General features: G+C 69.7%; 23 protein-coding genes. 10 read left to right on the forward strand and 13 right to left on the reverse strand.

The features are described 5' to 3' along the window. Positions 1 to 108 precede the first annotated feature (108 nt). From AC07YS_RS23725 to AC07YS_RS23735, 3 genes are read right to left on the reverse strand one after another with little or no spacing between them, the layout of a single operon-like run. Entirely contained in the window at positions 109 to 960 is an 852-nt protein-coding gene (locus AC07YS_RS23725; protein WP_495268030.1) for an ABC transporter permease, read from the reverse strand. A gap of 11 nt (positions 961 to 971) precedes the next feature. Further along, entirely contained in the window at positions 972 to 1,937 is a 966-nt protein-coding gene (locus AC07YS_RS23730) for an ATP-binding cassette domain-containing protein (protein WP_062481101.1), read from the reverse strand. A gap of 38 nt (positions 1,938 to 1,975) precedes the next feature. Further along, a complete protein-coding gene (locus tag AC07YS_RS23735) occupies positions 1,976 to 2,866 on the reverse strand; it encodes a LysR family transcriptional regulator (protein ID WP_495268031.1) in 891 nt (296 codons plus the stop codon). Positions 2,867 to 2,971: 105 nt separating this feature from the next. On the opposite strand from AC07YS_RS23735, the gene AC07YS_RS23740 reads away from it, so the two are divergent. Next, positions 2,972 to 3,637 (forward strand): glutathione S-transferase family protein, encoded by a 666-nt coding sequence (locus AC07YS_RS23740; RefSeq protein WP_493195277.1) that lies wholly within the window; start codon positions 2,972 to 2,974, stop codon positions 3,635 to 3,637. Continuing rightward, positions 3,634 to 4,599 (forward strand): flavin-nucleotide-binding protein, encoded by a 966-nt coding sequence (locus AC07YS_RS23745; protein WP_495268032.1) that lies wholly within the window; start codon positions 3,634 to 3,636, stop codon positions 4,597 to 4,599. The genes AC07YS_RS23740 and AC07YS_RS23745 overlap by 4 nt, the downstream gene beginning before the upstream one ends. A 1-nt stretch (position 4,600) precedes the next feature. Here AC07YS_RS23745 and AC07YS_RS23750 read toward each other — a convergent pair whose 3' ends face one another. Then, complete coding sequence (locus AC07YS_RS23750; protein ID WP_495268033.1) at positions 4,601 to 5,764, reverse strand: cytochrome P450; 1,164 nt, start codon at positions 5,762 to 5,764, stop codon at positions 4,601 to 4,603. Positions 5,765 to 5,847: 83 nt separating this feature from the next. Here AC07YS_RS23750 and AC07YS_RS23755 point away from each other — a divergent pair, with 83 nt between their 5' ends. Continuing rightward, positions 5,848 to 6,543 (forward strand): ArsR/SmtB family transcription factor, encoded by a 696-nt coding sequence (locus tag AC07YS_RS23755; protein WP_070061854.1) that lies wholly within the window; start codon positions 5,848 to 5,850, stop codon positions 6,541 to 6,543. Between the two features lie 12 nt (positions 6,544 to 6,555). On the opposite strand, the gene AC07YS_RS23760 is transcribed toward AC07YS_RS23755, so the two are convergent. The 7 genes from AC07YS_RS23760 to AC07YS_RS23790 form a co-directional block, all read right to left on the reverse strand. Further along, entirely contained in the window at positions 6,556 to 7,581 is a 1,026-nt protein-coding gene (locus AC07YS_RS23760) for a Bug family tripartite tricarboxylate transporter substrate binding protein (protein WP_167395071.1), read from the reverse strand. A 115-nt stretch (positions 7,582 to 7,696) separates the two neighbouring features. Then, entirely contained in the window at positions 7,697 to 9,214 is a 1,518-nt protein-coding gene (locus tag AC07YS_RS23765) for an AMP nucleosidase (RefSeq protein WP_492686960.1), read from the reverse strand. 59 nt (positions 9,215 to 9,273) lie between these two features. After that, complete coding sequence (locus AC07YS_RS23770; protein ID WP_062481403.1) at positions 9,274 to 9,822, reverse strand: TIGR00725 family protein; 549 nt, start codon at positions 9,820 to 9,822, stop codon at positions 9,274 to 9,276. Then, positions 9,773 to 10,594 (reverse strand): ABC transporter permease, encoded by an 822-nt coding sequence (locus tag AC07YS_RS23775; RefSeq protein WP_062481405.1) that lies wholly within the window; start codon positions 10,592 to 10,594, stop codon positions 9,773 to 9,775. The genes AC07YS_RS23770 and AC07YS_RS23775 overlap by 50 nt, the downstream gene beginning before the upstream one ends. A gap of 9 nt (positions 10,595 to 10,603) precedes the next feature. Further along, positions 10,604 to 11,680 (reverse strand): extracellular solute-binding protein, encoded by a 1,077-nt coding sequence (locus AC07YS_RS23780; protein ID WP_062481407.1) that lies wholly within the window; start codon positions 11,678 to 11,680, stop codon positions 10,604 to 10,606. 24 nt (positions 11,681 to 11,704) lie between these two features. Then, positions 11,705 to 12,733 (reverse strand): ABC transporter ATP-binding protein, encoded by a 1,029-nt coding sequence (locus AC07YS_RS23785; protein WP_495268034.1) that lies wholly within the window; start codon positions 12,731 to 12,733, stop codon positions 11,705 to 11,707. Next, positions 12,730 to 13,497: an ABC transporter permease gene (locus tag AC07YS_RS23790; protein ID WP_495268035.1), complete on the reverse strand. Its 768-nt coding sequence runs from the start codon at positions 13,495 to 13,497 to the stop codon at positions 12,730 to 12,732. Before AC07YS_RS23790 ends, AC07YS_RS23785 begins: the two co-directional genes overlap by 4 nt. Positions 13,498 to 13,684: 187 nt before the next feature. Between AC07YS_RS23790 and AC07YS_RS23795 the strand changes: the two genes are divergently transcribed. Together AC07YS_RS23795 and AC07YS_RS23800 are read left to right on the forward strand one after the other, a co-directional pair. Further along, positions 13,685 to 14,599 (forward strand): LysR substrate-binding domain-containing protein, encoded by a 915-nt coding sequence (locus tag AC07YS_RS23795; RefSeq protein WP_070061858.1) that lies wholly within the window; start codon positions 13,685 to 13,687, stop codon positions 14,597 to 14,599. A gap of 52 nt (positions 14,600 to 14,651) precedes the next feature. Beyond that, entirely contained in the window at positions 14,652 to 15,554 is a 903-nt protein-coding gene (locus AC07YS_RS23800; RefSeq protein ID WP_495268036.1) for a ketopantoate reductase family protein, read from the forward strand. A 111-nt stretch (positions 15,555 to 15,665) separates the two neighbouring features. On the opposite strand, the gene gorA is transcribed toward AC07YS_RS23800, so the two are convergent. Further along, positions 15,666 to 17,024, reverse strand: a complete 1,359-nt coding sequence (gorA, locus tag AC07YS_RS23805) for a glutathione-disulfide reductase (RefSeq protein WP_495268037.1) — start codon at positions 17,022 to 17,024, stop codon at positions 15,666 to 15,668. Between the two features lie 223 nt (positions 17,025 to 17,247). Here gorA and AC07YS_RS23810 point away from each other — a divergent pair, with 223 nt between their 5' ends. Further along, positions 17,248 to 17,529: a double zinc ribbon domain-containing protein gene (locus tag AC07YS_RS23810; RefSeq protein ID WP_495268038.1), complete on the forward strand. Its 282-nt coding sequence runs from the start codon at positions 17,248 to 17,250 to the stop codon at positions 17,527 to 17,529. A gap of 73 nt (positions 17,530 to 17,602) precedes the next feature. After that, on the forward strand, positions 17,603 to 19,630 hold the full coding sequence (locus tag AC07YS_RS23815) for a PEP/pyruvate-binding domain-containing protein (protein ID WP_495268039.1): 2,028 nt from the start codon (positions 17,603 to 17,605) through the stop codon (positions 19,628 to 19,630). 12 nt (positions 19,631 to 19,642) lie between these two features. On the opposite strand, the gene AC07YS_RS23820 is transcribed toward AC07YS_RS23815, so the two are convergent. Next, a complete protein-coding gene (locus AC07YS_RS23820) occupies positions 19,643 to 20,554 on the reverse strand; it encodes an MBL fold metallo-hydrolase (RefSeq protein WP_495275733.1) in 912 nt (303 codons plus the stop codon). 106 nt (positions 20,555 to 20,660) lie between these two features. Between AC07YS_RS23820 and AC07YS_RS23825 the strand changes: the two genes are divergently transcribed. From AC07YS_RS23825 to AC07YS_RS23835, 3 genes are read left to right on the forward strand one after another with little or no spacing between them, the layout of a single operon-like run. Next, the gene (locus tag AC07YS_RS23825) at positions 20,661 to 20,984 is read left to right on the forward strand and encodes an ArsR/SmtB family transcription factor (RefSeq protein WP_062478840.1); all 324 of its coding nucleotides are present in this window, start codon (positions 20,661 to 20,663) and stop codon (positions 20,982 to 20,984) included. A gap of 2 nt (positions 20,985 to 20,986) precedes the next feature. Further along, positions 20,987 to 21,427, forward strand: coding sequence for a YeeE/YedE family protein (locus AC07YS_RS23830; RefSeq protein ID WP_070061865.1), 441 nt, complete (start codon positions 20,987 to 20,989; stop codon positions 21,425 to 21,427). 15 nt (positions 21,428 to 21,442) lie between these two features. Continuing rightward, complete coding sequence (locus AC07YS_RS23835; RefSeq protein ID WP_487847432.1) at positions 21,443 to 21,883, forward strand: DUF6691 family protein; 441 nt, start codon at positions 21,443 to 21,445, stop codon at positions 21,881 to 21,883. The last annotated feature ends 2 nt before the right edge of the window (positions 21,884 to 21,885 follow it).

Consider the following 21,885-nt stretch of genomic DNA (forward strand, 5'->3'; position numbering starts at 1 on the left):
AGGGTCGCCTTTCTTTTGCCTACGTTTCTTTGGCGAAGCAAAGAAAAGTAGGTCGGCCGCCGGGCCGAGACCCGGCCTCGGGAAAGAACAAGAAAAGCGCCCCAGGAATCACCCCCGAAACCGCTTCCGAGTCAAAGCCAACGCAATCCAAAAAGCAACGACCGCATACAAAGCCAACACACCCGCATGCACCCACCACCCTTCAGGCCACCGATCCATAAACAACGGCCGCACCAGTGCCACAGCATTCGTCAAAGGCAACCAAGCAGCCACAGACCGCACAACAGAAGGCAGCTGCTCCAGCGGGAAAAACACCCCACTCAAAAACATCATCGGCGTCATGAACAGCGTGAAGTAGTACGTAAAAAAGTCATACCCCTTAGCCAACGCATTGAAGATCAACGCCACAGAAGAAAACGTGATCCCACATCCAATCAACACCATCCAGGCCACGATCAACTTAGGGCTGTGACTGATCCCAAGTCCAAGCATCACGAACAAGATCGCAGTCACCGTAAAGATCGACTTGAACGCCGCCCACAACATCTCCGCAAGCACGATGTCATCCAGCCCCACCGGCGCATTCATGATCCCGTCCCAAGTCTTCTGCACATGCATCCGGGAAAACGCCGAATACAGCGCCTCGAAGCTCGCCGCATTCATCGCACTCATGCAGATCGACCCACTCGCCAGGAACAGGATGTAGGGCACTTGCGTGCCATCCACCGTCACCTGCCCCACCAAAGCGCCCATCCCGTAGCCAAACGCCACAAGCCAGATCAGCGGCTCCGCGATGTTCCCGATCAGGCTAGGTAAAGCAAGCTTGCGCCACACCAGCAGGTTGCGCAAAAACACCGGCCACCATCGCATCGACAGTTCAGGCGCGCGCCACACGGAGGGTGAAGGCGGCACAGGTGCCTCGGGAGAAACGGCAGAAGAAGCGGTAGTGGTTGTGTTCATAGAAAGAAGGCCTAGCCATCCTGGCGAATCTGCCGACCGGTGAGCTTGAGGAAAAGATCTTCCAGATTGGCCGGCCGATGAAAGGTGCGCAGCCCGCCGTGCTGCGTCAGCGCATCGAGCAGACGCCGCGCATCCTGCGTGTAGAAGAACACCGTCTCCCCGCTCACCTCCACGCGCGCAGCCAGCGCCTGCAGCTCGGCAGATCCGGCCAGCGACAGCGCTCCATTGCCATACACCTCGACCACATCAGGCTCCAGGTGCTCGGCGATCAGGTCGCGCGGCCGGCCTTCGGCGATCTTGCGGCCGTGGTCGAGCACCAGCAGCCGCGAACACAGGCGCTCGGCCTCGTCCATGAAGTGCGTGGTCAACAGGATCGACTTGCCCTGCTGCAACAGCACCTGCAACCGCTCCCACATCAGGTGCCGCGCCTGCGGGTCGAGCCCGGTCGTGGGCTCGTCGAGCAGCAACAACTTGGGGTCGTTCACCAGCGCACGCGCCAGCGACAGGCGCCGGCGCATACCGCCCGACAGCTCGCCGGGCTTGGCGTCGGCCTTGTGCGAGAGCGCGGCGAACTCCAGCAGCTGCGGCACGCGCGCACGCACATGCGCCTTGCTGAAGCCGAAATAACGGCCGTACACCACGAGGTTCTCGGCGCAGCTGAAGTCGGGGTCGAGGGTGTCGAACTGCGACACCACGCCCAGCTGCGCCTTGATGGCCAGCGCGTCGCGCGGCATCTGCAGGCCCAGCGCCTCGATGCTGCCGCCGTCGGGCGCGGTGAGGCCCAGGCACATGCGGATGGTGGTGGTCTTGCCCGCGCCGTTCGGCCCGATCACGCCCAGGCACTCGCCGGGCGCGATCTCGAACGAGAGGTCGTCGACGACCGTGGTCTCGCCGTAGCGCTTGCGCAGCCCACGGACCTGGAACAACGGGGAAGACGACGAAGAAGAGGGCGAGGAGGGGGTGGTGTGGGATGGCACGCGGCCATTCTGACGCAGCCGGCCGATTGGCGCAGCAGCTACATGCGCAAGCCGCTGAACTCGCTTTTCATCCAGTCGATGAAGGCCCGCGTGCGCGCCGGCAGCAGCCGCGCGTTGGGGTAGATCACGCTCACGGGCCGGGGCGCGGGCTCGTAGTCTTCGAGCACCAGCTGCAGCCGGCCCTGCGCCACGTGCGGCAGCACCTGGTAGGAGAAGAAAGTGCCGAAGCCCATGCCCGCGGCGCAGGCCTCGATGGCGGGCGCGAGGTGGTTGAACTCCAGTCGGTTGTCGGGCGTGACGTGCACGGTCTTGCCGCCATCGCGGAACGCCCATTGCGACGGTGCATCGATGCGCCCGCGCACGCAGGGTGCGCCCGCCAGGTCGCGCGGATGACGCGGCACGCCGTGCTGCGCCAGTAAGGCGGGGCTGGCCACCACCACGCGGCGGATGGTGCCCAGCGTCTGCGCCACCAGCGACGAGTCTTCGAGCGGGCTGATGCGGATGCCGACATCGATGCCCTCCTCGAGCAGGTTCACGGTGCGGTCGTGCAGCCGCACGCTGCAGCGCACCTTCTCGTGGCGCTGCATGAAACGCACGATGGCCGGCGCCACGTACATGTGGCCGAACAGCACCGGCGCGGTGATGACCAGCTGCCCCGCGGGTTCGCGCGCCTCGGCCTTCAGCGCCTGGTCGGCGGCGTCGGCTGCGAGCAGCACCTCGCGCGCGCTCGGCAGGTAGTGGCGGCCTTCCTCGGTGAGCGACAGGCGCCGCGTGGTGCGGTGGAACAGGCGCACGCCCAGGTGCGCCTCGAGCGCGGCGAGCGCGCGCACCACGGCGGGCAGCGAACTGCCGAGCGCTTCGGCGGCGCGGGTCAGGCTGCCCTGGTCGGCAATCTGCACGAAGGTCTGCATGGCTTTGAAGCGATCCATGGCGCGATTAAACCGGAAAACGCAGCAGTCAAATCCGACAAAGGCTATTCATTCATTTGATGGAAGAGAGAAGAATCGAGGCCACACCCACCCGAAGGACTCTTCATGACCGAGAACAGCAGCAACACCCGTCAGCCCGCCCAGCCCATCCAGCTCTTCGGCAGCGCCATCTCGGGCCACGTGCACCGCGTGCGCTTCTTCCTCTCGGTGCTGGGCCTGCCCTTCGAGATCGTCGAGCTCAACCTGCGCCAGCGCGAGCACCGCACGCCGGAGTTCCTGGCGCGCAACCCCTTCGGCCAGGTGCCGGTGATCGAGGACGGCGAGGTCACGCTGGCCGACTCCAACGCCATCCTCGTGTACCTCAACGAACGCTACGCCCCCGACCCGGCGCGCTGGATGCCGCGCGACCCGGTGGGCGCGGCGCGCGTGCAGCGCTGGTTCTCGGTGGCGGCCGGCCCGCTGGCCTACGGCCCGGCGGCGGCGCGCATCATGGTGCTGTTCGGCGTGGACGCCGACCGCACCGAGACCGTCAAGCGCTCGCACGCGCTGCTCGCGGTGATGGAGACCTGCCTGTCCGAGCAGCCCTTCCTCGCGGGGCCGTCGGCCACGCTGGCCGACATCGCGAACTACGCCTACGTGGCGCATGCACCCGAGGGCAGTGTGTCGCTCGACGCCTACCCGCAGCTGCGCGCCTGGCTGGCGCGCGTGGAAGCCCTGCCCGGGTTCGTGCCGATGGTGCGTTCGCCGGTGGGCCTGGCGGTGGCGTCATGATCGCTGCGCCCTTCCACGCCGGCGAGCGCGCGCTGCAATCGCTCGTGGGCTCGCGCGAGCAGATGGAGGCGGTGGGCCCGCGCGTGATCCGCGACTACATGCCCGACCAGCACCGCGAGTTCTTCGCACTGCTGCCGTTCCTCGTGGTCGGCAGCCTCGACGCCGACCTGCAGCCGTGGGCCAGCATGCTCGCCGCGCCGGCCGGCTTTGCGCACTCGCCCGACGCGACCCACCTGCGCATCGACGCGCTGCCGGGCGCCGGCGATCCGCTCACGGGCCAGCTCGCGCCCGGTGCCACGCTGGGGCTGCTGGGCATCCAGCCGCACACGCGGCGGCGCAATCGCATGAACGGCACGGTCGAGGCGCTCGATGCAGCGGGCTTCATGGTCGAGGTGCAGCAGAGCTTCGGCAACTGCCCGCGCTACATCCAGGCGCGCGAGCCGGTGTTCGCCGCGCCGCCGGCCCACGAGCCCGCCGTGCAGTGGCTCGACACGCTCGACCTCGCGGCCGAACGGCTCATCGGCGCGGCCGACACGCTGTTCATCGCCACGGCGTATCCCGACGCGGTGGCGGTGGGCGACGCGGCCGATGCGCGCTCGCACGGTGTCGACGTGTCGCACCGCGGCGGACGGCCGGGCTTCGTGCGCGTCGATGCGGGCGGCGTGCTCACGGTGCCCGACTTCAACGGCAACCGCTTCTTCAACACGCTCGGCAACCTGCAGGCGCACCCGCGCGCGGGCCTGTTGTTCGTCGATTTCGACACCGGCGAGCTGTTGCACCTGAGCGCCACGGCGGAGATCGTCACGGACGGCCCTGAGGTGGCGGCATTCGAGGGCGCGGAGCGGCTGATGCGCTTTCATGTCACCCGCGCGCTGCGCCGCCCGGCGGCGCTGCCACTGCGCTGGGGCGAGGCCGCGTTGTCGCCGCACCTGGCGGGCACGGGCCGCTGGGCCGCGCACTGACTCAGTCGAAGACGGGAATGCGTCCGTTGACCGACGGGCGGTAGTGCCAGCCGAGCGTGTCGAGATCGGGTGCGCTTCGTTGGCGCAACAGCGCTTCGAGGCCAGCAGCTGCCAGCGTGCAGGCCAGCGCCAGCCCCGGACACGCATGCATGCCATGGCCGAAGCCAAGCACGCGCCGCTGCGCACGCACGGGCATGAAGCGGTCGGGATCGGGGTTGAACGCCGGATCGCGCTGCGCCGAGGCCAGCAGCACAAGCACCGCGTCGCCCGCCGCCAGCGAGGTGCCGGCGATCTCGACGGGCTCGATCGCGAAGCGGCGCGTGTTCTGCACCGACGGGTCATGGCGCGACGTCTCCTCGACGATGGCGAGCAACCCGTCGCGCGTGCGTGCCAGCGGGCGCAGCGCGGGCTCGCGCACCAGTGCGACGAGGCTGTTGCCCAGCAGGCCCGCCGTGGCGTCGCAGGTCTGCGAGAGCAGGCCGACGAGGTTCGCCAGCAGCGCGCGAGAGAGCGGCGCGCTTGCCGCGCTTTCGGCCAGCACCGCCGCCAGCAGCGTGCCGTCGCGCGGCGAGGCGTTCGTGCTCAGGGCTTCGAAACGGTTCATCAGCGCGCCGGCCGCCACGCTCGCCGCCTGCAACTGGTCGGCGTTCGACAGCGGAGAAAGACAGGCGACGAAGTCGCGCATCCAGCGGTCCACTTGCGGCAACGTTGCCTCGTCGAAGCCCAGCAGGTGCGCCATCGCCCGCACGGGCAGCGAGAACAACGCCTCGGACAGCGGCGCCTGTGCAGGCAGCTGTCGCGCCACGTCGAGCGCGGCGGCGTGCGCCGCCTGCAGGTCGAGCCCGGCCAGCGCGCGTTGCAACGCCGGCCGGTGCGCCTGGTGCGCGGGGCCGTCGTTCATGCGCACGAGGTGACCGAACACCTCGCCCGCCGGGCTGCCCACGATCGCGCGCGGCACGGGCTCGGCGGCGGGGCGCACGCGCAGCGCGCCGTGGGTCTGCAACACCTGCATGACGACATCGGCGCGGCTCGCGACCCAGACGCGCAAGCCCTCGTGCCACGCGAGCGCCGGGCCGTCGCGCAGGGTGGCGTAGTACGGGTACGGGTCGGCGTGCGTGGCGGCGGCGACCGGGTCGGCGGGATGAGTGAGCGTGGCGGTAGTCATGGCGCGCAGTGTGCGTTCGCCGCCGCCGGCACACTTCGGCCGCGAACGAAGTGTGGGAAGCGGCGCCGCCTTAGGATGCCCGCATGGACGACACCACCGCTTCCGACTTCCAGCTCGCCCGCCTCGCCGGCGCCATCGCCGAGCCGGCCCGCGCCCGCATGCTGAACTGCCTGATGGACGGCCACGCCCGCACCGCCACCGAGCTGGCCACCGTGGCCGAGGTGGCCGCCTCGACCGCGAGCGCGCACCTCGCGCGCCTGAAGGAAGAGCGGCTGGTCGAGGTGCTCGTGCAAGGCAAGCACCGCTACTTCCGCCTGGCCAGCGACGACGTGGCCGCCGCGCTCGAAAGCCTCATGGTCGTGGCCGGCGCGCCGCGCCCCGCGGCCACCGCCTTCCAGCCCAACACGCCGAGCCGCCTGCGCAGCGCCCGCACCTGCTACGACCACATGGCCGGCACCGCGGGCGTCGCGCTGCACGACCGGCTGCATGCGCAGGGCTGGCTCAGCGGCCTTGCGAGCGGCTCGTACGAACTCACGCCCGACGGCGCGATTGCATTGGAGAGCCTGGGCGTCGAGGTCGACGCCGTGCGCCGTTCGCGCCGCCGTTTCGCCTGCGCCTGTCTCGACTGGAGCGAACGCCGCCCGCACCTGGGCGGCGCGCTCGGCGCCGCGTGGCTGCAGCTGTCGCTGCGGCGCGGCTGGGTGCGGCAGGAGCTCGACGGGCGCGCGCTCACGCTGACGCCGAAGGCGCAGCGGGAGATGCCGGAACTGTTTGCTTGAAGGAGAGGGCGCTCAGGCCTTCAGCTTGAGCAGATAGATCAGCGGGCCGGCCATCGCCGTGTCGAGTTCGAGAAAGCTCTCGAAGTCCTTGCCCGCCATCCAGTACGGGTCCCAGTTGTTGCGCTTGATGGTCTTCTGCCAGAGGTCGTGCGTGGTGGCGCGTTGCACCGCCTCGAGCAGCTGGCCGCGGCGGTAGGGCGGCACCTTCTTGCCGGTCATCACGCCGCGCCAGTTGGCCAGGTCGGCGTCCACGCCCTGCTGGCGCACCGAGGCGATCCCCTGGAACGGGTGCTTGGACGACACGCCGATGGCGCGCAGCTTGCCGTTGGCGATGTTCTCGGCGAACTCGCTGTAGCCCGAGATACCGACCGCCGCCTTGCCCGTCTCGAGCGCCTCGACCACCTGCGCGCCGCCCGGGTGCGGCTGGTAGTTCAGCGACGCCGAGGCGCCGGCCACGCGCGCCAGCATGCCGGCGAACATGTGGTCCACGCCGCCGGCCGAGCCGCCCGCGATGACCGTGTTGGCGGCATCGGCGCGCAGCTGGGCGACGAGGTCCTTGGGGGTCTTGATGGGCGAGTCGGCCTTGACGGCGACCACCTCGTAGTCGCTGGTCAGGCGCGCCACGGGCGACACGTGCGCCAGCGTGACGGCGGGCTTTTGCAGCGCCACCGCGCCGACCATCACCATGCCGCTGACCAGCAGCGCCTCGGGGTCGGCGTCGTACTTCTCGACGTACTTGGCCAACCCGATGGTGCCGCCCTTGCCGCCGATGTTCTCGTAGGTGACGGTGCCCACGGCGCCCGAGGCCAGCAGGGCGGCGCCGAGGGCGCGGCCGGTCTGGTCCCAGCCGCCGCCTTCGTTGGCGGGAATGACGATGCGCAGCTTGCTGCTCAGCGGCGCGTCGGCCGCGCGGGCGTTGCCGGCCCACAGCGCGGCCTGGCCCGCACCGGCGGCAGCGGCCGAGGCTGCCAGCCAGGTGCCGAAGCGGCGGCGGGACAGGGGAAGGGCGGCGGCAGCAGGCGGCGAAGACGGGCGCATCGTGTTTCCAGTTGTGTACGTGACAGCCAATGATGTCCGCGAAACAAGGCAAACACGCCCTCGCCCGCACAGGGAGAAACCCTGAGGGGGAAAGAGGGGCGAAAGGCGTCGGAGCCTACTGGAAAGCCACTTCCGCGAAGCTTCGCAGCTTGCGGCTGTGCAGCCGGGTGGTGCCTTCCTGGCGCAGGATCTCGATGGCGCGCATGCCGATGCGCAGGTGCTGTTCCACGCGCTCGCGGTAGAAGTGGTTGGCCATGCCGGGCAGCTTGATCTCGCCGTGCAGCGGCTTGTCGCTCACGCACAGCAGCGTGCCGTAGGGCACCCGGAAGCGGAAGCCGTTGGCCGCGATGGTCGCGCTTTCCATGTCCAGCGCCACGGCGCGGCTCTGGCTGAAGCGGCGCTGCGGCTGGTTGCCGGGCAGCAGCTCCCAGTTGCGGTTGTCGGTGCTGGCCACGGTGCCGGTGCGCATGATCGTCTTCAGGTCGGGGCCCTCGCACTTCGTGACGTCGGCCACCGCCTGCTCGAGTGCCAGCTGGATCTCCGACAGCGCCGGGATCGGCACCCACAGCGGCAGCTCCTCGTCGAGCACGTGGTCCTCGCGCACATAGGCGTGGGCCAGCACGTAGTCGCCCAGCTGCTGCGTGTTGCGAAGGCCGGCGCAGTGGCCCAGCATCATCCAGGCGTGCGGGCGCAGCACGGCGATGTGGTCGGTGATGGTCTTGGCGTTGGCCGGGCCGACGCCGATGTTGGTCATGGTGATGCCGCTGTAGTCCTCGCGCACCAGGTGGTAGGCCGGCATCTGCGGCAGGCGCGGCGGCGCGGTGCCCTGGCTGCCGTCCAGCAGGTGGGCGAAGGTGTCGCTGCGGCCCGCGGCCAGCCCGCGCCGGCGCGTGATCACGTTGCCGGGCTCGATGAAGGCGATGTACTCGCTGTTCTCGTCGGCCATGGCCTCGTGGCCCAGGCGCACGAACTCGTCGATGTAGAACTGGTAGTTGGTGAACAGCACGAAGTTCTGGAACCACTCGGGCGCCGTGCCCGTGTAGTGGCGCAGGCGGTGCAGCGAATAGTCGACGCGCGCCGCCGTGAACAGCGACAGCGGCTGCGGCTCGCCGGGCAGCGCCTCGAAGGTGCCGTTGGCGATGCCGTCGTCCATGGCGCCCAGGTCGGGCAGGTCGAACACGTCGCGCATGAGGGCGCGGCGCTCGGCACTCATGGTGCCTTCGATGTGGTCGTTCTCGGCGAACGAGAAGTGGATCGGAATGGGCTGCGTGCTGGTGCCCACCTCGATCTCGACCTGGTGGTTTTCCAGCAGCAGGCGGAACTGGTCCAGGTAGTAGCGCGAGAACAGGTCGGGCCGCGTCAGCGTGGTCTCGTAGCGGCCGGGGCCGGCCACGAAGCCGTAGCTCAGACCGGCGTTGGCCGGCGGCGTGTGGCGCGAGACGGTGTGCGTGTGCACCCGCACGAACGGGTAGCAGGCCCGCACCCGGCCCGGCAGCGCCTCGCCGGCGACAAAGCGCAGCATCGATTCGCGCAGGTGGGCCAGGCCGCCCTGGTAGATGGCTTTGACCTGGTCGAGCGCCTCGGCGGCGTCGGTGAAGCGGGCGGGAGCGACGAAGGTGGGCATGTAGGGCATGCCGTCATTGTGCAATGCGCCCGTGTCGATGGGGAGGCCGGAAACAGGGTGAGCGGGCCTCAGTCCAGCAGGCAGGCCAGCACCTTGGCCAGCATGTCGTCCACGTCCGTGGCCTGCACCGCGCCGGGCAGGGCGACGTCGCCGTGCATCACGAACACCGGCTTGCCCCATTTGAGGCCCATGGCCATCTCCGACAGCGTGCCCATGTTGCCGCCGATGGCGACCAGGCACACGCCGCTGCGCGCGATGATGCCGTTGCGCATCTCGCCCATGCCGGTGGGAATGGCCACGCTGAGCCATTCGTTGGCATGGCGGTCGTCGTCCTCGGGCAGGATGCCCACGGCGATGCCGCCGGCTTCCACTGCGCCGCGCGAGGCCGCGGCCATCACGCCGCCGCGCCCGCCGCAGACCACCGCCATGCCCGCGCCGGCCAGCGCATGCGCCACCGCGTAGGCGGCTTCGCATTCGGCCGGGCCGCCGTCGCCCGGACCGAGCATCGCCACCGGCTGGCGGTGGCGCTGCGGCCCCCACTGCCGTTGCGCCAGGCGCGTCAGCGCCTCAGTGACCGGCGCCGACAGCACCGCGCTCGCGCCTTCGTGTAAAGACATCGCCCACTCCCATCACGACCACACACACCACCATCAGCACCAGCGACAGGGCCGCCGCCACCGCGAAATCGGACCCGCCGTCGCCCACCTGCGCGAGCAGCATCAGCGGCAGGATGTTCAGCTGCGTGCCCACCAGCGCCAGCGCCGTGCCATAGGTGCCCATGGCAATCGCGGCCACCATGCAGGCGTTCGACAGCACCGAGGGCAGCACCTCGGGCAGCACCGTGTCCCGGAAGGCGCGCGCCTTCGAGGCGCCCAGCGTGCGCGCCGCCTGCGCCGGGCGCAGGTCGAGGTTGGCGAACACGGGGTACAGCGACAGCGCCACGCGCGGGATCAGGTAGTAGGCATACGCCAGCCCCAGGCCCGACACGCTGTAGATCCAGCTGCCGATCACGGCCGGGTCGGCGCCCAGCCCCGCGAGCAGCTGCGTCACGAAGCCCGCGCGGCCGAACGCGAGGATGAAGCCGTAGGCGATCACCAGCCCCGAGAACGCGAGCGGCAGGCCCAGCAGCGTCATCATCCATTGGCGCCGGCCTTCGGGCTGGCGCGCCAGTTCGATGGCGATGCAGGTGCCCACCAGCGCCGAGATCGCACCCGCCGCCAGGCCCAGGCCCAGCGTGTTGCGCAGCGCGCCCAGGAACAGCGGGTTGCCGAACAGCCGCCCGAAGGCACTGCCGCCCTCGCCGAAGGCCTCGGGCAGCAGCGCCGCCAGCGGCACCGCGAAGAACAGCGCCATGAAGGCCCAGGCGGGCCAGGCGCCAAAGCGTCGCATCACGGCCTCTTACTTGCCCAGCGCGGCCTGCGCCCAGAGCTTGTCGACCTCGGCCTTGCGCTCCGAGGCCTTCACCACGTCCAGCGGCTTGATCTGCGGCGCGGCCGGCATCTTGGCCGCGACATCGGCCGAGAGCGGCGTGCCCGGCACGGCAGGGCGCACGAAGCCCTGCGCGAACAGCGACTGGCCGGCCTCGCTCATGATGAAGTTGAGCCACAGCTTGCCGGCGTTCGGGTTCGGGCCGTTCTTCACCAGGCTGATCGCATACGGCGCTGCCACGCTGGCTTCCTTCGGGATCACGACCTCGACCGCGTCGCCCATGCCGTCGACGTGCTTGGCCTTGAGGCCGTCGTTCTCGTAGCTGATCCATACCGGGATCTCGCCCTTCAGGAACTTGGCATACGGCGTGGTGCCTTCCACGCGCAGCACGTTGCCGGCCGCGTGCAGCTTGCCGAGGTAGTCGGTGCCGGGCTGCACGTTGTCGACGCTGCCGCCGTTGGCGTAGGCCGCGGCAAAGGTCAGCACCTGGCCGATGCCGGTGGAGCGCGGGTCGAGGTAGACCACCGTGCTCTTGAACTCGGGCTTGAGCAGGTCGGCCCAGCCCGTGGGCACGTTCTTCACCAGCTTCTTGTTCACCAGGAAGGCGATGTTGAGCGTGTGGATGGTGAACCAGCGGCCCTCGGCCTCGCGGAACACGGCGGGCAGCTTGTCGAAGTTGACGGGCTTGAAGGGCGCGACCACGTCCTTCTTCGCGGCATCGACGGCCGAGGCGGCGAAGTAGTAGGCGGTGTCGGCCTGCGGGCGGCGCTTGGTCTTCTCGAGCGCGACGACGGTCGCGGCCGAGCCGATGTCGTTGTAGGTCAGCTCGATCTCGGGGTAGCGCTTCTTGAAGTCGCGGAACAGCGACTTCCAGTTGGCCCACTCGGGGCCGGTGTCGAAGGAGACGCACAGGCCTTCCTTCTGCGCCTCGGCGTACAGCGCCTTCTCGCCCGCGTAGAGCTCGGGGCCGTCGAAGGCGAAGGCGGTGCGCGCGAGGGACAGCACGGGCAGTGCGCCGGCGGCCTGGATCAGATGTCTGCGTTGCATGGGGGGCTCCTTGGAAGGAAAAGGTCAGTGGTCGAGCAGGCGAAGATGTTCGGGGGCGATGGCGATCGCTTCGGCCGCCGGCGCGGCCGACTCGGCGAGGAAGGGCTTGCCCGCGCCCGCCACGTCGAAGTCGTAGCGCGTGAGCGCGCCCAGGTAGCGCTGCGCGCCGGTGCGGCCGACCAGGCGGTTCACGCTGTCGGGCGCCGGGTCGGGGCGGATGTGTTCGGGCCGCACCAGCACATGCACCGGCGTGCCGAAGGAGCGGCTGCCGGTCTCGGCGAAGAGTTCGGCAAAGCCCATGTCGAGCCGGCCCGGCGAGGCCACCTTGGCGGGCAGGATGGTCGAGAGCCCGACGAACTCCGCCACCGCGCGGCTGGCAGGGTGCTCGTAGATCTCGCGCGGCGTGGCGATCTGCAGCAGGCGGCCGTCCTTGAGCATCGCCACGCGGTCGGCCATCACCAGCGCTTCTTCCTGGTCGTGCGTGACCAGCAGCGTGGTCGCGTTGAAGCGCTGCTGGATCGAGCGGATCTGGTCGCGCAGGTGGCCGCGCACGCTGGCGTCGAGCGCCGACAGCGGTTCGTCGAGCAGCAGCGCACGCGGATCGATGGCGAGCGCGCGGGCCAGGGCCACGCGCTGCTGCTGGCCGCCCGAGAGCTGCGCCACGGCGCGCTGTGCGTGGTCGCCCAGCCCGACGATGTCGAGCAGCTCCTGGGCGCGCTGGCGGCGCGGGGCCGTGTCCACCTTGCGCAGCTTGAGCCCGTAGGCCACGTTGTCCAGCACGCTCAGGTGCGGAAAGAGCGCATAGCTCTGGAACACCATGCCGATGTGGCGCTGGTGCACCGGCGTGCGCGACATGTCGTCGCCGCCGAGCACGATGCGGCCCGTGTGGCCGGTCTCCAGCCCCGCCACCAGCTTGAGCAGCGTCGACTTGCCTGAGCCGCTGGGCCCGATCACCGCCACGAGCTCGCCCGTGCGCACGTCGAGCGACACGTCGTGCAGGCCGTGCGCGCTGCCGGGGTAGTTGTAGCTGACGTTGTCGAGTAAGAGGCTCATGCGCGCTGCTTCACCAGAGAAGAGGAAAGAAGGGCCGACGCGCTCGCCAGCACGAGAAGGATGACGGTCGCCGCGCAGGCAAAGCCCGTCGCGCCGTAGAAGGCCTGCAGCAGCACCACCGGGTAGGTGCGGTTCTGGAAGCTCGTGAGCAGGTTCGACAGCCCGAACTCGCCCACCGAGATGGCCGCCACCATCACCAGCCCGCTGATCAGGCTCTGGCGCAGGCTGGGCAGCACGATGCCGGTGAACTGCTGCCAGCCCGAGGCGCCGAGCGTGGCGGCCGCCTGCTCCAGCCGCCCGAGGTCCAGGTGGCGCAGGTCGGTGAGCAGCGTGTTGGTGAGGTAGGGCAGCGTGAGGATCGCGTGCGCCGCGATCAAGAGCGGCATCGAGCCCAGCCACGGCGCGAGGTCGGTGTTGAACACGATCATGTAGCCGAAGGCCAGCGTGATGGTCGGCACCGCGACCGGCGTGGCGCTCACGATGCGCGCCGCGATGCTGCTGCCGCGTCGCGCGCCGTGGTACAGCGCATAGGCCAGCGGCAGCGCCAGCACCGTGTTGATCGCGCAGGCCGCCATCGCCACCACGAGGCTGCTCACGAAGGCCTTGCGGAACGAGGTGTCCAGCCACAGGTCGACATACCACTGCCCGGTGATGCCCGTGGGCAGCAGCGTGTTGGTCCAGTTGCCGCCGAAGCTGCCGATCGCCAGCAGGGCGATGGGCAGCAGCAGGTACAGGCCGTAGACGAGCGAGATGCCGCGAATCAAGGGGGTGTCTCCGAAGGTCTTGCGCACCCGGCATACTTTCCGGATGCTCTACTTTTTGCCCACGGCGGATTGCCGCGTTCCAGCGAATTCTAGGAAGCAGATGCACACTTATGGGTGAAAGTTGGATGACGACACTTGAGCAATCGGCAAGTGTTTTTCACGCGACTTTCATCAACCGGAGCCAGGCATGAAACGCGACTGCCCCACCATCCAGGAACTGCTGGCCTTCGACGCCGTGGCGCGCCAGCAGAGCATCACGCTCGCGGCCGGTGCCCTGTGCATCACCGTGAGCGCCGTCAGCAAGCAGATCGCGGGGCTCGAGGCTTTCCTGGGCCGCGAGCTGTTGCAGAAGAACGGCCGCGGCGTGCAGCTCACGCCGCAGGGGCGCGTGTACTGGCAGAAGATCTCGGGCGGCCTGCGCGCCATCGAGACCGCGACCTTCGAGGCCCGCTCGGGCGATGCCGGCGCCGGCCTGCTCACGCTGGCCAGCGTGCCCACCTTCCTCACCAAATGGCTCATTCCGCGCCTGCCGGCCTTCAGCCAGAAGAGCCGCCACGTGATGCTGAGCTTCAGCCGCCACCTGGAGCCCAGCGACGGCATCCCGGCCGGCGTCGATGCCGCCATCCGCTACGGCCCCGACGGCTGGCCCGGCGTGGTGTCCGAATACATCGCGGGGCGCGAGTTCGTGCTGATCGTGGCCCGCGCGCTGGTCGAGGGGCGCCACCGCATCGTGCAGCCCATCGACATCGTCGGCCACACCTTGCTGCACCACGAGGGCGCACCCACCGCCTGGCGCCAGTGGGCCGCGCAGCACGGCGTGCCCGAGGTGCAGACCGTGGCCGGCCCGCGCTTCGCGCAGTACTCGGCGCTGATCCAGGCGGCGCTCAACGGGCTGGGCATCGGCCTCGTGCCCAAGCTGCTGGTGCAGGAAGAGCTGGCCGAAGGCGCGCTGCTGAGCCCCTGCGGCACGCCGGTGCGCGTGGACCAGGGCCACTACCTGTGCTACCGGCCCGACCGCCTCGACCTGCCGGCCTTCGCGGCGTTTCGCGAATGGATCATGGACGAAGGGCAGAAGTCGCGCGGCGTGGAGACCGAGGCATGAAGCGGCCGTCTTCGCTACGCTCTGTCCACGGAACAACCAAGGAATCGAATCGATGAAAGTCGCAGTCATGGGTGCCGGCGCGGTCGGCTGTTATTACGGCGCCATGCTGGCGCGCGCGGGTCACGAAGTCGTGCTGATCGGCCGGCCTTCGCATGTGGAGGCGGTGCGCGCAAGCGGCCTGCGGCTGGAGACCAAGGCCTTCGATGAACAGGTGCGCCTCGATGCCAGCACCGAAGCGGGCGCCGTGCAGGGCGCCGACCTGGTGCTGTTCTGCGTGAAGTCCACCGACACCGAATCGGCTGCCGCGCAGATCCAGCCGCACCTCGCACCCGGCGTGCTGGTGCTCACGCTGCAGAACGGCGTTGACAACGACGCGCGCGTGCGCGCGGCGCTGCCGTCGCACGACGTGGCCGCCGCCGTGGTCTACGTGGCGACCGAGATGGCGGGGCCGGGCCATGTGAAGCACCACGGCCGCGGCGAGCTGGTGATCGCGCCGTCGCGCCGCAGCGACGAGGTCGCGCAGGCACTGATCGCGGCCGGCGTGTCCACGCAGATTTCCGACAACGTGCGCGGCGCGCTGTGGGCCAAGCTGGTGCTCAACTGCGCCTACAACGCGCTGTCGGCCGTGTCGCAGCTGCCGTACGGCGAGCTCGTGCAGGGCACGGGCGTGACGGACGTGATCCGCGACGTGGTCGCTGAATGCCTCGCGGTGGCGAAGGCCGAAGGCGTGGTGATTCCGGGCGATGTCGATGCGGCGGTGCGCGGCATCGCGCAGTCGATGCCCTCGCAGTATTCGTCGACCGCGCAGGACCTCGCACGCGGCAAGCGCAGCGAGATCGACCACCTCAACGGACTGGTCGTGCGGCGCGGCGAGGCGCTGGGTGTGCCGACGCCGGCGAACCGGGTGTTGTTCGTGATGGTGAAGCTGCTCGAAGGAAAACAACAGCCTCGTTGATGACGTCTTCGCGCGGAACACCGCGGAACCGGCTTTGCCGGGCCGCTGGTGTTGCCCCCGGTAGGGGGTTGGCGAAGCGACACGAAGTGCGCGAAGACTGGGGGTGAGCCTTTATCCCGGCATCGGTTCGCGCATCGTCACGAACTCTTCAGCAGCCGTCGGATGGATGCCGATGGTGCTGTCGAACAGCGCCTTCGTCGCGCCCGCCCGCATCGCCACCGCAAAGCCCTGCACCACCTCGCCCGCGTCCGCGCCCACCATGTGCAGGCCCACCACGCGGTCGCTCTTCTTGTCGACCACGAGCTTCATGAAGGTGCGCTCGCTGCGGCCCGAGAGGGTGTGGCGCAGCGACTTGAACTCGCTGGAGAACACGGTGACCTCGCCGAACTTCGCGCGCGCGTCGATCTCGCTGTAGCCGCAGGTGCCGATGTTGGGGTGGGTGAACACGGCGGTGGGAATGAACTCGTAGTCCATGCCGCGCTTGCCCTTGCCGAACAGCGCATCGACCACCACCATCGCCTCGGCCAGCGCCACGGGCGTGAGCTGCACGCGGGTCGACACGTCGCCCACCGCGTAGATCGACGGCACCGAGGTGCGGTAATGCGCATCGACCGCGATGGCGCCCTTGTCGTCGAGCTTCACGCCCGCGGCCTCGAGGCCGAGGCCCTGCGTGTTGGGCACGCGGCCGGTGGCGAAGAGCACGGTGTCGGCCTCGATCTGCTGGCCGCGCGCGAGCGTGACCACGAGGCCGTCGGGGCCGCGCGCGATCGACGAGGCCTCGCAGTTCAGGCGCACGTCGACGCCAGCCTTGCCCATCTCGTTGGCCAGAAACTGGCGCACGTCGTCGTCGAAGCCGGTAAGCAGGTGGGCGCGGCGGTGCAGCTGCGTCACCTTGGAACCCAGGCCGTTGAAGATCGATGCGAACTCGCAGGCGATGTAGCCGCCGCCCACCACCAGCAGGCGCTTCGGGAACGGGTCGAGGTCGAACATCGCGTCGGAGGTCACGATGTGTTCGCGGCCTGGAATCTCGGGCACGAAGGGCGTGCCGCCGGTGGCCACCAGCAGGTGGCGCGCGGTGTGGCGCTTGCCTTCGATTTCCACCGTGTGCGCATCGACCAGCTGGGCCCAGCCGGTGACGAGCGTGACGCCTGAATTTTTCAGCAGCGAGCCGTAGATGCCGTTGAGCCGGCTGATCTCCTTGGCGCGCTGGGTCTTGAGGTGCGCCCAGTCGAACTGCGGCGCCGCGGGCAGCTTCCAGCCATAGCCTTCGGCTTCCTCGAAAGACTCGGCATAGCCGGCCGCATAGCTGTAGAGCTTTTTCGGGATGCAGCCCACGTTGACGCAGGTGCCGCCGAGCTCGGCGGCCTCGGCCAGCGCGACGCGCGCACCGGTCTGCGCCGCCATGCGCGCGGCGCGCACGCCGCCGCTGCCGCCGCCAATGACGAAGAGGTCGAAATCGAATGGTTGCATGTGAAAGACGCTCCTTGCGGCCGACTGTAGCGGCGGGGCGATGGCGGCGCTTCGCGCGCGGGCATGGCCGTGAAGCACCGCGGCCTGCGAGGGTCTTTGCCGGGGGGCGCTTGACCCTGAAGCTGCTTCAGGGAATCCACTGCAGTCAGGCCCACGGGAATTCATCGCCACCGGCGACGTTGCCAGCGGCCTGTTGCACGACGCAAGGGAGAAACACATGGGCATGCTGGAACGACTCTTCGGTGGACATGGCGGCGCGCGCCACGGCGGTGGTGGCGGGCACCATGGTTCGCAAGGTGGCTATGGGTACGGCCGCGACGTACCGCCACCGCCACCCGGCGGCAGTGCCTGCCCGGCCTGCCGCGCGATGAACGCAGCCGGCGCACGCTTCTGCCAGCAATGCGGCACGTCGATGCTGCCCGCGGCCTGCCGGCAGTGCGGCACGGCGCTGGTGCCCGGCGCGAAGTTCTGCGCGCAATGCGGCCAGTCGACGCAGGCGACGTAGCGCGGCTGACGCGCGAAAAAGTGGCGGGCCGCCAGCGAGAATTCGCGGTTGTCGGCTATGAAGGGGGAGCCCCATGAAGAACGATTCCAACAGGCAGAAGAAAGACGGCACGGCGCTGGCGTGGCTGCCGGTCCTTGCGTTGTGCGCGGTGGCCGTCGCGCCGGCCGGCGCGCAGCTCGCGCGCAAGCCGTCGTACTACCAGCAGCAGAACCAGTCGCAGCCCGAAGGCCCGGCCGCGCAACTCGTGCCGCGCCCCGCCGTGCCCGCCTCGCTGCCGGCACTGCGCAGCCAGGGCGATTTCGACACGCTGGCGCGCGTCTACGACGCCGGCACGCCGATGCAGCTGGCCCATGTGCTGTTCGCGATCGACCGGCAGGCCAAACCGGCGCGCATGCACTACATCGACACGCCGCGCTTCCAGCTGCATGTGCGCTTCCTGCGCGACACGCGGCTCACGCCGAACACGATCAAGCGCGAGATCGACCGCAACTACCTCGTGCCCGACCGCCGCTTCCTGTTCGGCACGCTGAGCTGGCAGCAGAACATCGGCACCTTCACCTACGAGTTCTGGGAAGGCGACCGGCTCACGGTGCCCTTGCTGCGCGAGGCCGAAGCGCAGGTGAAGGCCAGCTTCTTCGCGCCGGTGAAGTTCAAGACCAACTCCACGCTGCACGAGCGCATCGCGAAGGAGGCCGGCATCGACTTCGTGAGCCAGGAGGCGCTGATCCGCGAGCAGCCCTACCTGCCGATGAACCTGGGCACCGCCACCGGCCGCGTGCGCATCGTGAACGACGCCTCGGGCCTGAACGCGCTGCTGCCCGACGACATCGCCGTGCTGCGCGAGGTGCCGATCAACCTGCCGCCGGTGGCCGGCGTGCTCACCGAGCGGCCGTCCACGGCGCTGTCGCACGTCAACCTGCTGGCCAAGGGCTGGGGCATTCCGAACGCCTACGTGCGCGATGCCGCCACGGTGCTGAAGGCGCACGCGGGCCAGTGGGTGGCGCTGAAGGTGGCGGCCTCGGGCTACCAGCTGCGCCGCCTCACGCCGGAAGAGATCGCCGCGCTGCCGCCGCGCGCCGTGCGTGCCGCCGCCACCGGCGCGCTGCCCGGCAGCAAGGCCGCGAAGCCGGACCTGCGCGAAACGCGCCTGCTGCCGCTGGCCTCGCTGCGCGCGCGCCACAGCGTGCAATGCGGCTCGAAGGCGGCCAACCTCGGCGCGGTGCTGGCCGCGCGCATTCCCTCGACCACCGTGCCTGACGGCTTCTGCATTCCGTTCGCGCACTACGACCGCTTCATGCGATCGAACGGGCTGGCCGAGCGCATCGCGCGCATGCAGCAGCAGCCGGGCTTCGCGGGCGACCCGCAGGTGCGGCAGAAGGCGCTGGCGCAGCTGCGCGACGAGATCGTGCAATGGCCCGTCGAGCCCGCCACCGCGGCGGCCTGGCGCGCGGCGTGGCAGGCGCAGCTGGGCGGGGGCGGCGTGTTCGTGCGCAGCTCGTCCAACTCGGAAGACCTGCCGGGCTTCAGCGGCGCGGGGCTTTACACCACGGTGCCCAACGTGAAGACCGGCGACGCGCTCGAGCTCGCGGTGAAGAAGGTGTGGGCCTCGGTGTTCAACCCCGAGGCCTGGGAGGCGCGCAGCGCCGCGGGCTTCGGCGCCGAGTCGGTGCTGATGGGCGTGTTCGTGCAGACCGCCATCGACTCGACCAACGCCGGCGTGATGATCACGCGCGACCCCTTCGACGCGGGCCACCCGCACGTCACCTACATCTCGGCCAAGCGCGGCATCGGCATCCGCGTGGTCGAGGGCAAGCGCGTGGCGGAGCAGGTGATGTACTCGAGCTGGTCCAAGGCCATCCAGGTGCTCAGCCGCTCGGCCGAAGAGACGGCACTGCAGCTGGACAAGGACGGCGGCGTGAAGGAAGTGCCCGTGGAAGTCGGCCGCCACGTGCTGACCGACGAGCTGGTGGTGCGGCTCGCCGCCGTGGGCGCGGCGGTGAAGCGCACCTTCAACGCGGTCGACCAGGACATCGAGTGGGCGACCGTGGGCGACAAGATCGTGCTGCTGCAGGCGCGGCCGTATGTGGAGCGGCGGCGCTAGTTCACGGCGCTCTCAGCCCGGCGTGGCGCGCGGGCGGTGGCCCGGCAGCGTGTTCAACGGAATGCGCAGGTAGGCCACGCCGTTGTCGTCGGGCGGCGGCAGGCGGCCGCCGCGCACGTTGACCTGCATCGACGGCAGGATCAGCGTCGGCACTTCGAGCGTGGCGTCGCGCGCGGTGCGCATGCGCACGAACTCGTCTTCACCGATGCCGTCGCGCACATGGATGTTGTGGGCGCGCTGCTGCGCCACCGTGCTCTGCCAGCGCGGCTCGCGCGAGGCGGGCGGGTAGTCGTGGCAGACGTACAGCGTGGTCTCGGGCGGCAACGTGAGCAGCCGGCGCATCGAGCGGTAGAGCTCGCGCGCGTCGCCGCCCGGAAAGTCGGCGCGCGCGCTGCCCAGGTCGGGCATGAAGAGCGTGTCGCCGACGAAGACCGCGTCGGCGACGAGGTAGGCCATGTCGGCCGGCGTGTGGCCGGGCACGCGCAGGGCCTGCGCCTCGATCTCGCCGATGTGAAAGCGTTCGCCGTCCTTGAACAGGTGGTCGAACTGGCTGCCGTCGGGCAGGAAGTCGCGCTCCAGGTTGTAGAGGTGGCGGAACGTGGCCTGCACCGTGCGGATGTGCTCGCCGATGGCGATGCGCCCGCCGGCCTGCGACTGCACATGGCGCGCGCCCGAGAGGTGGTCGGCGTGCGCGTGGGTCTCCAGGATCCAGTCGACCTGCAGGGCCTGCGCGTGAACGTACGCCAGCAGGCGGTCGGCCGATGCGGTGTCGGTGTGGCCGGAGCGGAAGTCGTAGTCGAGCACCGGGTCGATGACGGCGGCGCGCTTCGTCGCACGGTCCCAGACCACGTAGGACACCGTGCCCGTCGCGGGATCGAAGAAGGCCTGGGTGGTGGCGCGTGGGGGCATGGGGGGCGGGGTCATCGGCGCTCCTTCTGCGGTGCCTGGAGGCCAGGCACTCATTCAATCAATCAAGCGACAAATATTATATGAATTCATATAATGTTATTTCGCGAACTGTCATCCTCCCATGAAGACCCCGACCCACGCCATCGACCCCCAACTGCTGCGCAGCGCCGCCGGCCAGGCCGTCGCCGTGCTCAAGCTGCTGGCCCATGAGGCCCGGCTGCTGCTGCTGTGCCAGCTCTCGCAGGGCGAGATGTGCGTGAGCGACCTCGAAAGCACGCTGGGCATCCGCCAGCCCACCCTGTCGCAGCAGCTGTCGGTGCTGCGCACCGAAGGCGTGGTGGACACCCGCCGCGAGGGCAAGAACATCTACTACCGCGTGGCCGACCCGGCCCTGCTCGAGATCCTGGCGGTGCTGTACCGCCTCTACTGCCCGAAGGAGAACTGAAGATGCCCACCATCGACTGGCCTCATTTCACGCCCTGGGCCGCACTGGCCGGCGGCGTGCTCATCGGACTTTCCGCCGCGATGTTCGTGCTGCTCAACGGGCGCATCGCCGGCGTCAGCGGCGTGCTGGGCGGCTTGCTGCGCCCCATGAAGGGCGACATGGCCTGGCGCGCGGCCTTCGTGCTCGGGCTGGTCGGTGCGCCGCTCGTCTACGGGCTGTTCGCCGTGCTGCCCGCGGCGCAGATCGACGCGGGCTACGGCACGCTCGCGCTGGCCGGCCTGCTGGTGGGCGTGGGCACGCGCTACGGCGCGGGCTGCACCAGCGGCCACGGCGTGTGCGGGCTGGCGCGGCGCTCGCCGCGCTCGCTGGCCGCCACGGTGGCTTTCATCGCCGCAGGGGTCGCCACGGTGTTCGTGATGCGCCACCTGCTCAACCTGTCGTGAACCGGGAGACCTGCCATGTGGACCGCCATTGCTTCCTTGCTCGCCGGCCTTGTCTTCGGGCTCGGCCTCATCGTCTCCGGCATGGCCAACCCGGCCAAGATCCTGGGCTTTCTTGACGTGGGCGGGGCCTGGGACCCGTCGCTCGCCTTCGTGATGGCCGGCGCGGTGGCGGTGAGCACCGTCGGCTTCCTGCTGGCCGGCCGTCGCAAGGAGTCGCTGCTCGGCGGGCCGCTCGCGCTGCCCAGCCTGCGCCACATCGACCGCCGCCTGGTCGGCGGCAGCCTGCTGTTCGGCGTCGGCTGGGGCATCGCGGGCTTCTGCCCCGGGCCCGCGCTGGTTTCGCTCGGCACGGGCGAGGTCAAGGCGCTGGTCTTCGTGGGCGCCATGCTGCTGGGCATGGGCCTGTTCGAACTGCTCGAGCGCCGCCGCTTCGCGCGGCGCCCGGCCTCAGCCTGAGA

It is taken from the genome of Variovorax sp. GW458-11-26-14-LB1, assembly GCF_059423965.1.